This window comes from Candidatus Seongchinamella marina (assembly GCF_026262685.1).
In the GTDB taxonomy this organism is placed as follows: domain Bacteria; phylum Pseudomonadota; class Gammaproteobacteria; order Pseudomonadales; family Halieaceae; genus Halioglobus; species Halioglobus marinus.
Window position 1 is genome coordinate 46181 of record NZ_SHNP01000004.1, and the last position, 16071, is coordinate 62251.

A 16071-nucleotide genomic window follows, 5' to 3' on the forward strand; every position below is an offset into this window, starting at 1 on the left:
CAACTACCAATCGGGAAACCTTCACAATGTTAAGGGTATCGACACTCAGAAAAATCACTTCATTCACTGTCTTTTTTTTCGTCTTTTCTGCGTCATTTACTCAGGCACAGGAGTATTCGACGCCCATCAATGAGGTCAATAAGACGGATGTCTATTGGGGTGACCTGCATGTCCACAGTAATTATTCTCCCGACTCTTTCGCCTTCGGCAACACTCGCCTTAATCCTGAAAATGCCATTAAATTTGCAAGGGGTGAACTGGTTACCGCCAATAATGGTATGAGCGTGCAGTTGCGCAGGCCGCTGGATTTTATATTGGTAGCTGACCACGCGGAGTTTATCGGTGTACTCCCCATGCTGATAAACCGCGACCCGGTTATTCTGGAAACAGAACTAGGACAGCAATGGAGTGACCTGCTGGAAAAATCAGGCGGTGATATAGGCGTCATCATCGACCAGTGGCTGGCTCGCCTGTCCAATCCTGACTATGAGCAAGAGTTGTCAGAGGAGTTTCGCACCACTATTTGGAAAAAAGCAGCCGGGTTTGCCGAGAGTCAAAATGATCCCGGTGTGTTCACAGCCTTTGTCGGTTATGAATGGACGTCGATGGTTCAGGGCAACAACCTTCATCGTGTGGTTTTGTTTCGTGACGACGCTGAAACAGCGACTCAACTGCCTCCCTATTCATCACTCGATAGCCTGGATCCGGAACAGCTTTGGGCCGCAATGCAGCGGTACGAAACCAAGACGGGCGGAAAAGTGATGTCGATCCCGCACAACGGCAATGTGTCCAATGGCCTTATGTTTGCTCTGGAAGACCTGAACGGAAATCCTATTGATTCGGACTATGCAGAGCGTCGTGCGCGCTGGGAGCCTATCTACGAAGTTACGCAGGTCAAAGGTGACGGGGAGGCCCATCCGTTTCTATCGCCAGACGACGAATTCGCCGACTTCGAAACATGGGACGAGGACAACATTGCGCGCACAGTAGCGAAAGAAAATTCGATGCTCAAACACGAGTATGCGCGTTCAGCCCTTAAGCTGGGGCTGCAACTGGACAATGAGCTGGGCGTAAACCCTTATCAATTTGGAATGATCGGTTCCACAGATTCGCACACGACTTTGTCTACCGCGGACGATAATAATTTTTGGGGTAAATTTCTCGACTCAGAGCCCAATCCCAAGCGATTAACTAATGATATGGCAGATATCCTTTGGCAAAACTGGAGACTCGCTGCCTCAGGCTATGCTGGCGTTTGGGCCAGGGAAAACACCCGCGCGGCGCTCTATGATTCGCTTGCACGTAAAGAGGTTTATGCGACCACCGGCCCAAGGATCGCTCTGCGGGTGTTCGGCGGTTGGGAGTTTGTAGAAAGTGATATCAACTCACCCCAACTAGCAGACATTGGCTATACCAAGGGTGTGCCTATGGGTGGGCATTTGTCTTCGGCGCCAGAGGGAGACTCGCCAAAGTTTTTGATCCAGGCATTCAAAGACCCCGATGGAGCGAATCTTGATCGCGCCCAAGTAGTGAAGGCCTGGCTGAACAAAAACGGTAAACCAGAAGAGCATATTTATGAAGTTGCACTCTCTGATGGACGCAGCGTTATTGCCAAAACAGGTCTTGCGCCACCAATCACCTCCACTGTTGACGTAGAGCAGGCGAGCTATAGCAACAGCGTTGGAGAGGTCAGTTTTAGTGTGTTTTGGCAAGACCCCGATTTCGATCCTCTACAACATGCTCTTTATTACGTCAGAGTCATAGAAATCCCGACACCGCGGTGGACAGCCTATGATGCCAAATACTTTAGTCTTGACCCGCCGAAAAATATTCCAATGATCACCCAGGAACGTGTTTACAGCTCGCCAATATGGTACGACCCAAAAGGCGGCACAGACTGAGCTGATGTGAGTATTGAAGAGTTCACAGTGGGTGTCGGTTAAGACGCAGCGACTTTGACTACAGCCTTACCGAAGTTTTTCCCGGCGAACATATCACTGAACGCAATACCGCACTGGTCCACGCCGCAGTACATATGCTCATGCGCCTTTAGTTCGCCGGAAGCCAGCCACTGCGCCAATTGCGACCTCGCTTCGGGGTAACGCTCTAATTGAAAATGAGTCATGAAACCCTGCAGAGTGACGCACTGTGCTACTAACTGAAACAAGTTAGACGGCCCGCCTCCCCCGCTTTTTTGCGCAGTGTAATCGGCCACCGCGCCGCAGAAAGGAATACGCGCACCGTGGGCAATATGCTCCAGAATGGTCTCCAGCAATAAGCCACCTACATTGTCAAAATAGACGTCAATCCCGTTCGGACAGTGTTGTCCAATCAAAGCAGATAAATTGTCAGCCTTATAGTTAATGCCGACATCGTAACCAAGCTCATTGACCAACCGTTGACACTTCTCGTCACTACCTGCCAGACCAATGACACGAGCGCCCATGATCTTGGCAATTTGCCCGGCCACAGAACCAACGGCTCCGCCGGCCGCAGAAACAACCACGGTGTCGCCAGGTTTAGGTTGACCAATGTCGACTAAGCCAAAATACCCGGACATACCCGTATCGCCCAGCACTCCCAGATGATAGCTAAGGGGCAATTGATGTTCGTTGTCGACCTCGACCCACCAGTCGCCCTCGTTTACCACTGAAAACTCCTCCCAAGCAAGACGCGCCATTAAGAGGCATCCCACTTCAATACCGGAATTTCTGGATTCAATCACTTCACCTAAAATCAGACCCATAACCGCTTTACCCAATGGCATGGCGGGTAATACCTCGTCACCGGAGTCTTCATCCATCCAGTTGCGAAAGCCTGCATCCAGCGAAATATAAAGATTTTTTACCAGGGCCTGGCCGTCTTCCAATGGCACTGTTTCCGTCTCTACAACAGCAAAATCGTTGGCTTTAGGTGCCCCTTCAGGCCTTTGGGCCAATACGACCTGGGTGTTCTTCATATATTCTCCAGTCAATGCAGTGACATGCTATTACAGGTGCAAATCTGTACCTGCGGATATCTTAGTCCGTTAGGCACTATACAACGGGGTATACAACAAAACACTTAAACGGGCGTCATTACTTCATTTTTTGTCCCTCGCAGATTGCAATCAACGCATAGCGCTAATTGACAGTAGTTAGCGTTAGTAAACCGATTCTGGATGATATAAAGTTGCTACAACTATAAAGAAGCCAATCAGCTTAAGCAGTCAGGAAGCCCCCGCAAAAAACAGCATAACGACTTTGTCGAAATAATTGCACGGCTTTGGCGATACCCGTCAAAACGTCAGTCGCAAGCAAGGAAAATAATATGACCAAGGTACAGACCAAAGATCATGAAGTTGTCTCCATCTATCCGTTTACCGAGGAAGAGACGGAGCAATTGATGACCAATGCGGTTGAGGCAGTCCTTATGTGGTCCACTAAAGATGGTTGGCCCATAGGGGTCACCCACGCCTTCGTCTGGCACGAAGGTAAGGTCTGGCTAACATTCACCGCGCAGAGGCACCGCGCTGCGGCTATACGACGGGACAACCGGGTATCAGTTAACATCAGCAGCGCCAGCTATCCAGAAGGTGCTGACCCATCGTTGCCCCGAGGCGCGATCACGTTTAAGGGGCGCGGTGAATTCTTCGAGGACAGAGCAACAAAAGAATGGCTGTACACAGCGCTTTCTCGCAAGCTCAACCGCGGCAGCCCAGAAGGTGAAGCCGCTTTTTACAGCCTGCTGGATTCCCCGCTACGGATTTTGCTAGCGGTTACACCCGAAAAACGCATTATGTACAACGCCGGACTTGCCGAACGCCATATGGCAGGAACGGTTGACGACACCGAACTTGGAGAAAGGTTGGCGAGCGACACGGCTCGCATTGATCAAGAGCGCAAGGCTCGGGCACTGGACTAGTATTGCCTTAGATAAGGTTCTGCATGCAGAAGACAGTCCGGCGAGCGCTTATGGCGGTTACACGAACATGGCGCAAGCTCCAATGTCCGATCACCCGGAAAATATGATATCCCAATGTTTCAATGCAGCAGTGCGCAATAGTCGGACTGCTTCTCTTGCTGTTTTAGTAGCGCTCGCGCTCACAGCTCTGGTCAGTTGCGCACCAAACACAACGCAGAACAACCAAGATTCAAATCAGTGGAATACCGCGACAGACCGTTTCGAAAACTCGCCCGTGACTCCTATCAGTACATCAGAAAATTCATCGGCGGGTTCAGCGTGGGACTTTTTCTTTTTGAAAAATGAGCGCATACCCGGCGAAAAACTACCAGAGATGCAACCCACTGACACTGAGCTCGCTGCACCTGGCGATGGACTGGGCTTCATCTGGTTTGGACATTCAACAATAATGCTGGATCTCGGTGGTACGCGCGTGTTGTTTGACCCAATTTTTTCGAGCAATGCGTCACCAGTACCATTCACTGTGACGAGATTTCAACCTCCGGCGGTCGACCTTGAAGCTATTGGTGGCATAGACCTGATTCTGATTTCACACAACCATTATGATCATTTGGACAGACCGACGATAAAACAGCTTAAAAGCCTCCCGGTTAATTTTCTGGTGCCATTGGGCGTAGGAGCCCATCTTGAATCCTGGGGCATCGATAGCAGTCGGATAACTGAACTGGACTGGTGGCAGTCCATCACTATTGATGGCACAAAATTTACCGCCACGCCTGCACAGCATTTCTCCGGCCGCGGCTTGTTTGATCGTAACAAAACACTGTGGTCGTCTTGGTCTGTTGACCACTATGGCAAGCGGGTATTTTTCAGTGGCGACTCTGGCTATGGGCCTCACTACAAGGCGATTGGTAACCGGCTCGGACCATTTGACCTCACCTTTCTGGAAAACGGCGCTTACAATAAGTCCTGGGGTTTAATCCATCAATTTCCTGAGGAAGCTGTGCAGGCACATCGCGATTTGAGGGGCAATACTATGGTGCCTATCCATTGGGGCATGTTCAATCTTGCCATGCATTCCTGGTATGACCCTATTCGGCGTGTTCACAAAGCCGCGCAGAATGAGGGAGTGCACTTACTCACCCCAAAACTCGGGCAATACGTATACCCCAGTGCAGTTCCGCCAATGGATCGGTGGTGGCCATAACCTGAAACCGCTGGCAATCAATATACCTAGCCAGTAAAAATCAGGCCGGCGTCGGTTCTTCTGTTCATCCGCAAATGATTTTAATACGGTGCTCGCAGCACCTTATTTCTCTCTGTAATAAAGTCAAAAAGCGTTCAATTACAACACCGCATCCAGTGCGCGAAGCAATTGTGTTATTTCGTTCTCGCTGGTGTAGTGAACGAAACTAAGCCTAAGCAAACCGTGCTCAGGTCGCTCACCCATTGCCTCGATGATACGACCGCCATAAAAATCGCCATCTCCTGCCATGATCCCGTGGAGCGCAAGTTCTGCCGCCGCTTGTTGGCCCGGGACTGACAGAGCAACCGCAACAGTCGGCGCTCGATGCTCCGCGTCACATGGCCCTAACAAGCGTAGCTTATCTTTCGACATGACATAATCCAACAGCGGCTGCAGTAATTCCCGCTCATGGGCCCTGAAAAGGTCATGCACAAATTGTGCTTTGGCATGAGGGCTTTGCGCATCACAACCATGATGTGCAGCAATACTATTCAGGTAATCACTGATCCCGGCACAGGCCGCGATTTGCGCATGATCTGGTCCAGCGGGGGTAAATTTCTTGGTGAGATCACCACCATTAAAATAGTGACCTTGATTGGGCAGGCGCTGCGCAAGCGGCTCTCGTACCACCATGACTCCTTGATGAGGACCGTAAGTTTTGTAGGTGGAAAACAGGTAAATGTCAGCGCCCAGGTCGCAAACGTTAGGTAAACCATGGGGCGCATAGGACACGCCATCAACGCAGCTGACTGCGCCCGCCTCTCGTATCAATTGGGTGATAGTTTGCACGGGGTTAATCTCTGCCACAATGTTTGAGCAGTGTGGAAAGCACACCAATTTAACGCGTTGATCAAGAAGTTGTTCCAATGCTTCGATCTCCAGGCTACCGGAGTCCGGATCGACGCACCACTCCCTGATCTCAATGCCTGCATCCGCAAGCCGTCGCCAAGGCCCGGAGTTAGCCTCGTGATCTTGATTCGTTACAATAATTGCATCACCGACTTCAAGCATTTGCCGAAACGCCTGTGATAACACGTAGGTATTTTGCGTGGTAGACGGTCCAAAACTCAGCTCAGACGCGTCCACACCTAGCATCGCAGACAGACCGCTGCGCGCTTCATCCATTTCCTCACCACCGAGTTTTGATGCTTCAAAACCATAATAAGGCTGAACTTTGCGAGATCGATAAAACCGATCCAGACGTTCGGTCACTTGGCGGCAAGGGTAAGAACCTCCCGCATTTTCAAAAAAAGCGCGGCCTTTTAGGGATGGTTCTGAAAATGCAGGAAACTGAGCCCGCACAAAGTCTATATCAAGCATAAAGCCACTCCGATCATAAAGATTCTATCTTCTCGAGTTGCGTTTTGATTTATCGCATTACACCACAGAACTGCATATCTGGTATTGAGCCTGCGATCCTGTTCAACATTTATACACAAATTAGGTCATGACACATTAACTTCTTATCACATGATGGGTCCGTCGAGATAGAGAAGTCGCAGATAAAAAGGTCGCGCTGTTTATCTCGCCTCTTTTGGCTTCGCTTTCGACTGTGAGTAGACTTTAATGTATGATTTTTGGCTGCGTCTAACTCGCTCACAAGATTTAAGCGGGTTTAAGAGCTGTTCATTGGATTCACGTGACCTGGTGAAGTTAAACTACAGTTCAAAGGCCCGCTAAACGTAATTTCGCTCCGTCCGTCATTGGCGCAGGAACGAGGTAAATAAAATTGAATCGAGTTACAGTATTGCTATCCGCGATCGCTCTGTTGATAACCGCGATCAGCGTGTATTTGAGCTTTCGTCTATTGGATCCAACGCCCCCGAAAACACTGATACTGGCCACTGGAACGGCCGGCAGTGCCTACGAGGAAATGGGACGATCATACCGAAAAACATTGAGAGAGAGCGGCGTCGAAGTTCAATTATTGGCCTCAGGCGGGGCACTAGAAAACCTTGAGCTGTTGAAAAGCGGGGAAGCCGATATTGGCTTCCTCACTATGGGATACCCTGCTGCTCAGGATGCGGTTAACCTTCGGTCCCTTGGCGCAATGTTCTTCGAGCCGCTATGGGTATTTACCCAGGACAATGACCTTCTGGAGGGGAATCTTGACTCGCTTCGTCGCACCCGCATATCAATTGGCCCGAGCAAAAGTCGTTCAAACTCTGCATCAAGGAAGCTGTTTGAACTTAACGGCTTGGCAACAAGCGACCTTAACCTCTTTGAACTTGATCCCACCACCGCCGCCCAGCAGTTAAAACAAGGTAAGCTGGACACACTATTCATTACCGGTAACTCAATTTCACCGGTTATCAAGCAATTACTATCCAGCCGAAACACCGTGCTAGTCGATTTCGAACGAGCAGATGCCTACGTCGCATTATTTCCCGAACTCACCAAACTGACCGTACCAGCTGGTGTCGGTGACCTGGCTCTTAATATACCTTCCAGTGATACTCGCCTGCTGGCATTTACGGCGATGCTCGGAGTTAACAAAGACCTACATCCAATTACCCAAAGCCTGGTCCTGGAGGCTGCGGAACGCATTCACGCTAAACCTGACCTATTTCATCAAGCGGGTGTATTCCCCCAAGCCAGAGATCAACTGATTATTTTAAGCGATAGTGCAAAAGCTTATTACGCAGATGGTAGACCTCTGCTGCTGCGCCTTCTGCCTTATCCCGTTGCGGTGCTCTTCATGCAGCTGATCGCCGCTGCTATTCCCTTGCTCGGCATCGCTTACCCGATGTTTAAACTATTGCCGTCTGCCTTTCACTGGATCATGCGCCACCAGTTTTATCGAGTTTACAGTGAGTTAAGGCAGATAGATCGCAGTATTGGAAATATCACTGAGGCTGAACTGAAAACGCATCTAGAGCGTCTGGAAAATCTGGAGCAAAAAGTCACAGGCCTGAAAGTTCCGATCACCTATTCAACAATGCTTTATGCCCTCAAGGGACATATCGGATCAGTGCTCAAGCGAGTCAGAGATGCTCTGGGCTAGAGTGTCATGGCAATATTATAATGTTCGACTCACGCTGCAACCTGATCCACAGCCCGCCAGCATTTCCGCTATTGACGTCACCAGAAAACTGGTGGCGTTTACAGACACACTGATCAGAGACGCGGGTCGAAATCTATCGCTGTCGAAAAAACCAAAATACAGGAAGTAAAAACTATGATACGCACTGCCCGAAAAGTCCATCGCATTGCGGGCTATATCGTTTTCATTCAGGTCATGCTGTGGATTGCTGGTGGAGTGGTGTTTTCTCTCGTGCCTTTTAACTCTCTAGTCAAGGGAGGCGCGGCAGTTGATCTTCCTCTCAACCCTCCCTTTCCCAGCAACTGGCAAACGGATATTCGCGGCCCGCTGGCTGAAATGGACAGTATCAGCGAGATCAAAAGTCATAATAGCAGCCAGGGGTTACTGCTGGAGGTTCGCGCCGACGAATCGATTCATTGGCTGCGCTTGGCAGACGGGCAATCAATAAAGCCACCATCGCCCGATTCAGTTACAGCCTATGCTCGATCAATTTACCGAGGAAATGGCGAGCATCGTTCAACCCTGAGATTACAGCAACCCGAGCCTTACGTTATGGGACTGGTCGACGAGTTGTACGGCAGAAAAGATGTCTGGCAGGTAAGCTACGACGACAGTCCGGGTACCCGGTTATATTTTGACGGTGCCACTGGCCGTTATCTCACCGTGCGCAACGACTATTGGGTGGTGTTTGACGCGCTCTGGCGCCTGCACATCATGGATTACTCTGAAGGAGAGGATTTCAACAACTGGTTCCTGCGTATTTTTTCTGTGCTGACCGCCATTTTCGCACTGTCTGGCTCGGTACTGATCATTAGCGCTTTAAAGCGCGCGGCCCGAAAGTTGTGATTGCGCCGGCTTAACTCGGCAATACCAGGTTGGTAAATTGTTCTATACTTGCTGCTAATCTTCAGGAGAATCATCCGATGAGCAAATCATTCTCTCCAGGCTTTAATCGACGTCTTTTTATTCAGTCTGCTGTAGCCGCGGCTGTGTTTCCAACGGCATGGGCCTATGGAAGTCCATGTCGCGGCCCTCAACCAAATCCTCCGGGCGACCTTCCCAGGGGGCCCTTCGGAATAGAGAGCACTGCCGAGCAAGTGACCGCAGGTTTGGACCTTAACGGCATCAACGTTGTCATCACAGGCTGCAACTCCGGACTAGGTTACGAGACAATGCGAGTATTGGCTTCTAGGGGCGCTCATGTGATCGGTACCGCTCGGACTGCGGAAAAAGCAGAAAAAGCTTGCGCCAGTATTGCCGGAAAAACGACGCCGGTTGTGCTGGAACTGGGAAGTTACGAGTCTATTCATGCCTGTACGGACTCTATTAATGCCTTGAATATTCCGCTGGACGTCTTGATGTGTAACGCTGGCATCATGGCGCTTCCAGAAATGAAGTTGGTGAACGGCCTGGAAGCACAGTTCGCCGTAAACCATCTCGGCCACTTTCTATTCACCAACAATTTAATGCCTGCCGTCAGCAAGGCAAAGAATGCCAGAATTGTAATCCTCAGCAGTTGTGCACATTTTCTAGCCCCTGAAACGGGTATCGAATTCGACAATCTGGATGGATCAAAATCTTATGCCCCCTGGGCGGCCTACGGGCAATCCAAACTTGCCAACGGTTTGTTTGCGGCTGAATTGTCCCGTCGCCTTGATGGCACGGGCATTACTGCAAACTCGCTACATCCTGGCGTCATTAAAACCAACCTTGGCCGTCATTTGGCACCAAGAGAGGACGACAAAAAAGATGAGGATATTTACGACAAAACTACGCCGCAGGGAGCCGCTACCCAGGCCTATCTGGCCGCACATCCAGCACCGGCCAACATAAGCGGGCAGTATTTCGCCGACAGCAATCCAGCGCTGGCCAGTGAGCACATGTACAACGAGGAGCTAGCCGCTCAACTTTGGGACGTGTCAGAAAAACTGACCTCATAGAAAATCTGCTGATGGCTCCGGGAGCTTGTGCAGAGGAGCGGGGGCATCGCGCCGGCATTTTGGCGCATCGGCACGAGGAAGCGAATTCATATCTCTAAAGCAGCGATGACGCACCAGGCCGGTTCAATAATGAATCTGCACCTTGATAGACCGCGTTGATTTGTCCTCGGCAACGGCGAAAGCCTGATCGACCTCGTCAAGACTAAATGTATGGGTCACCAGTGGTGTGGTGAGATCGGCGTGTTGGGTGACAAGCTGCGTACCCAGATAAAAGTCACTCAACGTAGACTCGCGACTATAGCAATTCGACGCGGCGATTGTGAGTTCCTTTTGAAAAAAGGCCATACCCGGGATCGCGGGTGAACCCTGAAACAAGCCCAGCACGGAAATCCGGCCACCCGACCGCGTGATTCGTACCGCTTCATCCAAAGTATTGCCTTCACCGCCAACAGTCTCAATGACGATATCTGCATGTTGATCACCGATCTCTGACAACAAATGCTCCGCACTCTGGAAGACCTTATCAGCGCCCAGTGCCAAGGCAAGTTCCTGCTGGTGTGGGTGGCGAGCGGTGATCAAAACCTCTCCAGCCCCAGCCTGTTTTGCAGCGAGGATACTCAAAAGACCGATGGAACCAGCGCCAATAATTGCGACACGATCACCAATACCCACTTGGGCGATCCGCGCACCGCGAACACAGACTGCCATGGGCTCGCTCAACGCGGCACTGCTTTTGTTGAGATTCTGCGGCAACCGATAGAGCAAACTTTCGGGTACGAGAATATATTCAGTAAGGCCGCCCGGTAGCGCAATGCCAATAAACTCATGGTCAGCACACAGGTTGCCGCGCGCAGTGGAGCAAAAGTGACAGCTGTTACAAGCGACAATGGGTTCAACGGCAACATGGGTGCCCGTTGTGATGCTGACACCATCTCCAACGGCATCGACGATGCCAGCTATCTCATGACCGGGTTGGATACCGGCGGGGTCGCCGAGCGCGCCATGTTTGATGTGCAGATCTGAACCGCAAATTCCTGCAGCTGTGATGCCCAATCGAACCTGACCCGGCCCTGGTTCAGGCCGCTGCTGGGTGAGGACGCCAATCCCGCCTCCTGACTGAAACACCGCCGCTTTCATGTGATCACCTTCCCTGCCTAATCCTCAACGAAAATAGTATAAGCCGCCACATGCGACCGCAACTGAGCGCTGTCTTGACTTTGCAATAGAACCTCTGACGGTTTTATCTGGAACCTTTCTGCCGACCGAGCTGCTCTCCTTGCAGCGCCCTCACCCGCCTGTTGGCAAGCGTTTCGATATGCTGGTATCGCCCTTTGCAAGCGTGCTCCGTAGCCTTTTTAGCGTGTCTTTAATCGCCAGTGGTAGCGCCAGCATAGCGGGCGTCGCAACCAGCGTCAGCACCGTCGCAAACGTCAAGCCGAACACTATCGCCTGAGACAAAGGGCCCCAAAAAATAGCCATTTCACCCTCTGCCGTAATCGTGCGCGAAAGCAAGTCGACCGAGTAGCCACACGCTAGTGGCAGGAGGCCACAGACAGTGGTCACCGTGGTGAGCAGGACTGGCCTCAGTCTCTGTGCGGTTGCCCTCACGATCAGGGTCCTGCTGTCCAGTTCGGGATGCAAACGAGCCATATGGTTGAACGTATCGATCAGAATGATGTTGTTGTTTACCACAATACCGGCTAGAGCCAGAATACCAACGCCGGTAAGAAGAGCGCTAAAGGGGTTCCCCAATACCAGCAGGCCGAGCAAAACGCCGGCGGTGGACATGACTACAGCCGCCAGTATGAGCGTGCTCTGATAGAAGTTATTAAATTGCGTGACGAGTAAGATAAACATCAGCGCAAGCGCAAGGCTGAATGCGGCAGACACAAAGGCCATTGAGTCCGCCTGCTCCTCATTGGCACCTCTAAACCGGATAGAAACGGCGGGGTCGAACGCCTGCTGCTGCAGCCAGTCGTCGATTTCACTGACCATGGCATCCGCCATGACGCCCTCCTGAACATCTGCTCGAATCAATTCAACAGGAATGCCATCAATGCGTTTGAATGAATCTACTCCTGGAGCAGGCACAATCTCTACAAAATTGCTAAGCGGTATCATCCCCTGGTCAGTACTGAGCCGGAGCTCCTCAATGGCCTTCATGCCACGCTCCTCCCGTGGGTAGCGAACCCGGATATCCAGCGAATCATCAGCATCGTCCGGCCGATATTCTGCGACCTTGACGCCATTGGTAACCAACTGTACGGCGAGACCGGCGGCAGATACATCCGCTCCGTAAAGCGCCGCTTGAGTTCGGTCGACTTCGACCCGCCATTCTATCGACGGTAATGCCGCTGTATCATCAATGTCCACCAGTTCAGGGAGCGTATCGAGATAGGCGCGCACTCGAGCCATTGCCGGCTCCAGTAACGGGCGGTCTCGCGAGGTCAGTTCGATCTGAATCGGCTTGCCAACAGGAGGGCCTTTTTCTAAAGGCGCTATTTCGACTCTTATCCCGGCCAGATGTGCAGTGCGTTCACGCACCTGACGCATGACATCATTACCCTTCAGATCTCTTTGAGCCTCTGGATACAGCTCCAAGAAAATAGATCCAATCTGATCGGAGCTGCTGCGTCCTAAGCCATTAGTAACGCCTGGTAGCATCGTCTGCGTATTGACAAAACGAATGCCCGGTATCTCGAGAATTTCACTCTCTACTTCCAGCACCAGCTTATTAGTTTCACGCGCCGAAAAATTCCCGCGACCCAGAACCGACACCTGAATAAATTGCGGGTCGGCATCGGAAAAGAAAATCGTGCCTATGCCAAACTTGCCATAAGCCCAGAAGATGCTGCCAAGCAGTCCCAGCACCACGACCATCGTAAACCCGGGGCGAGCGCATACGACGGTTAGCAAACGGGCAAAGTATCCAGTAAATGTTTTTAGCTGAGTCGGATCACCGCTTTCCAATTGAGTCTGGTCGCGAAGTGCGCGCGCACTTTGCGCAGAGGGCCTTCCCAACAATGAACCCAATACAGGGCCAAATAGCAACGCGTAAAAAAGTGACCCTATAAGCACCGTGAAAACGGTAACGGGGAGGTAACCCATAAATTGGCCCGACACACCAGGCCAAAACAACATCGGTAAAAAAGCCGCAAGTGTGGTGGCGGTGGACGCAGTCACCGGCCAAAACATGCGTTTCACAGATTCCGCATAGGCCTCGCGATGGTCCCACCCCTCGGCCATCATTCTGTTGGCGTACTCGGTGACAACAATACCACCGTCAATCAACATGCCCAGCCCCAGTAACATGCCAAACATCACCATGAAATTGAAGGTATAACCCAACAAATAAATTACGATGACAGAAAATAATAGAGAGAACGGAATACCAAGCCCTACAACTAACCCACTACGGAAGCCCATAGCAGCAACCACCAGCACCATCACCAGCGCAAGTGCAGTCAGAATGTTGCCCTCCAACTCGCGCACTTGAACCATGGCGAATTCCGCCTGGTTTTGTGACACGATCAGCTCCATTCCTGCCGGGAGGCTGGCCCTGGTCGCGTCTACGCTTTTCAATACCTGCGCTACGCTGTCAATGACGTTAGCATTGGCACGTTTTCTAACGTCAATTGAAATAGTTTCACGTCCGTTATAACGCGCATGACTGGCGCGGTCCTTGAAGGTTCTGCGCACGGTTGCAACATCCTTCAGCGTGACAGCAGCTTCTCCAGAGGTGCGGATAGGAATACTCAGCACGTCGTCGGACGATTCAACAACGGCAGGGACTTTAACGGCAAACCTACCATCGTCAAGATCGACGCTGCCCGCTGGAATCAGGCGATTGTTACGCTGCAGGGTTGTGATTAACTGCTCCGAGGAGATGCGATAGGTGTTGAGGGCGTCGGGGTTAATAACGACTTCTAGCACTTCTTCCCTTTGGCCCTGTAGATCGGCACTCAGCACAGAGGGTATAGATTCGATTTCATCGCGCAGCTTTAACGCTGCCTGATAAACCTCGCGCTCGCTGGTGGTGCCCTTGATGAAATTCACTTGCAGCATGGGGAAGGCGTCGGCGGTCAACTCTTCGACAAACGGCTCCTCAGCAGTTGCCGGGATTTCGGCTCTGGCCCGGTTGACCGCCTCTCGGACCTCGGCCACGGCTCTGCCGAGATCTTGTGATACATCAAATTCAACAAAAAAGGACGCCATACCCTCCGCGGCAGTAGACTTCAGCTCTACTACGCCCTCGAGCTTGCGCAGCTCGGCTTCCATAGGCTGCACCAGCAACCGTTCGGCGTCATCCGGGGAGATACCGTCGTGGACCACACCGACGTAAAAAAGGGGCAATTCAACGTGCGGATCATTAGCAATGGGTAACGCTATGCGCGCCATGATGCCGGCCAGCACTAGCACTGCAAACAGTGACAGCGTGGTGCGCGTGCGACTGAAAGCGGCGGCGATCAGGGCGTTCATCGACTCACGATTAGACGCTTGCCTGAACTACCAAAAACTGGCTCCACGATATCGCCAAGCGCAACGTATTCTTGACCCACGGTGATCAGGTTGACAGTGCCCGGAAGCCCTGTCACCCACATACCATCCGCGCCATCCTCCAGGATTTCGACGGCCCTGAAGGCTACTCTATTTGCCGAATCCAGAATTCGCAAGCCGACGTCGCCTGCGTCATTCAAGGTCAGCAATGACGGCGCAACTTGATGAGCGGCGACCCGATCTACTTCAATAAGGAGCGTTACGGTGAGACCAGACCGAATGCCGTAGTCCTCGTTCGCTACCGTGATCTCGACTGGGTAGGTGCGCGTGACCTCGTCGCTTTGACGAGCTACAAACGTAACTCGCCCCTCTATGCTGCGTCCGGTTGTCGTGGTGCCTGTTACTAGCTGCCCCTGCGTCAAACTATCGACTTCAGCTTCGGTGACGTGCGCCAAAACGAGCATCGGATCCAAATCAATCAGCGTTGCACATGGAGCGCCCGGCACTGCGTAGTCGCCAGCGTTCATGTGCAGATCTTCCACCACACCAGAAAACGGCGCGACTACCTGGGTGCGGGCGAGATTCAATTCTTGCCGATGCAGATGCGCAGCTGCAGCTTCCTGCTTGGCAGCGGAATTAGCAATGGCGACATCAGACAACAGACCCTTGGTTTTCAGTCGCAGGCTCCCCTGGTGCTCGATCTTCGCAGTCTCAAAAGCTGCGCGAGCTTCTTGCAGGGTCACAGCCCTGTCGTCAACTGCAATTTCGCAAAGCAGGTCGCCCTTCTCCACTTGCATGCCTCGGTCAACCGGTCGAGCAACAACCTGACCGGTGATCTCTGCTTTTACATCGACCGTTCGCTCACTGTCTGTCCTGCCTCTGAGAGTCAGACTTCGCGTTCGTGCTTGTGCGTCCAGCAATGTTACGCGCACTCGCTCTCGAGTCTCGTCTGGCAATATCTCGCCAGCAGCTCGAACGCCGTCGCGGCTTCTGTCCTCAAGCTGCGTGCTATCGCCTTCTCGCAGGCTGCCCGACCCAAGCCAGACAGCGAGGACTGCAATTACGATTCCGGCGGAAACAAAATTTTTCGACATTACTTACAACCTGTGTGAGATACCGCGTCAAGCCCTCGTCATTGAAAGCTTCAACAGATATACGCAGTACCAGGGCGATTAGACTACCCCGCGTGCTAAGTCTCTGTGTTGCGCCCATGAGAATCCGTGGAGGCAAAAAATAGACGGCTCTTCGCCATCACTTGTGAGCACATGACGCGTAAATAAAGCCAGTCTGCTGTGACTACCGGCTATTTTTCATAAGAAAAACGTCATTTTATCCCACTTGAAGGGCTTTTATGCCAAAATTTAGCCTTAAAACTCCACTCAACAGGGAAAAAGAAGCAATATTTCTGAATAATGCTAAAAAAGCTGCACTCCTTCTCCCGG

At 51.7% G+C, this 16071-nt stretch carries 11 protein-coding genes; 6 read left to right on the top strand and 5 right to left on the bottom strand.

Features of this window, described 5'->3' with window-relative positions; genetic code table 11:
• Positions 1-26 precede the first annotated feature (26 nt).
• On the top strand, positions 27-1901 hold the full coding sequence (locus EYC87_RS11615; protein ID WP_279253024.1) for a DUF3604 domain-containing protein: 1875 nt from the start codon (positions 27-29) through the stop codon (positions 1899-1901).
• Between the two features lie 38 nt (positions 1902-1939).
• Here EYC87_RS11615 and EYC87_RS11620 read toward each other — a convergent pair whose 3' ends face one another.
• Positions 1940-2959 (bottom strand): MDR family NADP-dependent oxidoreductase, encoded by a 1020-nt coding sequence (locus EYC87_RS11620; RefSeq protein WP_279253025.1) that lies wholly within the window; start codon positions 2957-2959, stop codon positions 1940-1942.
• A 350-nt stretch (positions 2960-3309) separates the two neighbouring features.
• Here EYC87_RS11620 and EYC87_RS11625 point away from each other — a divergent pair, with 350 nt between their 5' ends.
• Both EYC87_RS11625 and EYC87_RS11630 read left to right on the top strand, forming a co-directional pair.
• On the top strand, positions 3310-3903 hold the full coding sequence (locus tag EYC87_RS11625; RefSeq protein ID WP_007228937.1) for a pyridoxamine 5'-phosphate oxidase family protein: 594 nt from the start codon (positions 3310-3312) through the stop codon (positions 3901-3903).
• Positions 3904-4237: 334 nt separating this feature from the next.
• Complete coding sequence (locus tag EYC87_RS11630; protein WP_279253026.1) at positions 4238-5110, top strand: MBL fold metallo-hydrolase; 873 nt, start codon at positions 4238-4240, stop codon at positions 5108-5110.
• 138 nt (positions 5111-5248) lie between these two features.
• On the opposite strand, the gene EYC87_RS11635 is transcribed toward EYC87_RS11630, so the two are convergent.
• Positions 5249-6469, bottom strand: a complete 1221-nt coding sequence (locus tag EYC87_RS11635; RefSeq protein ID WP_279253027.1) for an aminotransferase class V-fold PLP-dependent enzyme — start codon at positions 6467-6469, stop codon at positions 5249-5251.
• 409 nt (positions 6470-6878) lie between these two features.
• Here EYC87_RS11635 and EYC87_RS11640 point away from each other — a divergent pair, with 409 nt between their 5' ends.
• The 3 genes from EYC87_RS11640 (at position 6879) to EYC87_RS11650 (ending at position 10132) form a co-directional block, all read left to right on the top strand.
• Positions 6879-8153, top strand: a complete 1275-nt coding sequence (locus EYC87_RS11640; protein ID WP_279253028.1) for a TAXI family TRAP transporter solute-binding subunit — start codon at positions 6879-6881, stop codon at positions 8151-8153.
• 174 nt (positions 8154-8327) lie between these two features.
• Positions 8328-9038, top strand: a complete 711-nt coding sequence (locus EYC87_RS11645; RefSeq protein ID WP_279253029.1) for a hypothetical protein — start codon at positions 8328-8330, stop codon at positions 9036-9038.
• A 77-nt stretch (positions 9039-9115) separates the two neighbouring features.
• On the top strand, positions 9116-10132 hold the full coding sequence (locus EYC87_RS11650; protein WP_279253030.1) for an SDR family oxidoreductase: 1017 nt from the start codon (positions 9116-9118) through the stop codon (positions 10130-10132).
• A 123-nt stretch (positions 10133-10255) separates the two neighbouring features.
• Here the strand turns inward: EYC87_RS11650 and EYC87_RS11655 are convergent, their stop codons facing one another.
• From EYC87_RS11655 to EYC87_RS11665, 3 genes are all read right to left on the bottom strand, one after another.
• Positions 10256-11269 (bottom strand): zinc-dependent alcohol dehydrogenase, encoded by a 1014-nt coding sequence (locus tag EYC87_RS11655; RefSeq protein WP_279253031.1) that lies wholly within the window; start codon positions 11267-11269, stop codon positions 10256-10258.
• 150 nt (positions 11270-11419) lie between these two features.
• Positions 11420-14611: an efflux RND transporter permease subunit gene (locus tag EYC87_RS11660; protein ID WP_279253032.1), complete on the bottom strand. Its 3192-nt coding sequence runs from the start codon at positions 14609-14611 to the stop codon at positions 11420-11422.
• Entirely contained in the window at positions 14608-15723 is a 1116-nt protein-coding gene (locus EYC87_RS11665) for an efflux RND transporter periplasmic adaptor subunit (protein ID WP_279253033.1), read from the bottom strand. Before EYC87_RS11665 ends, EYC87_RS11660 begins: the two co-directional genes overlap by 4 nt.
• Between the last annotated feature and the right edge of the window lie 348 nt (positions 15724-16071).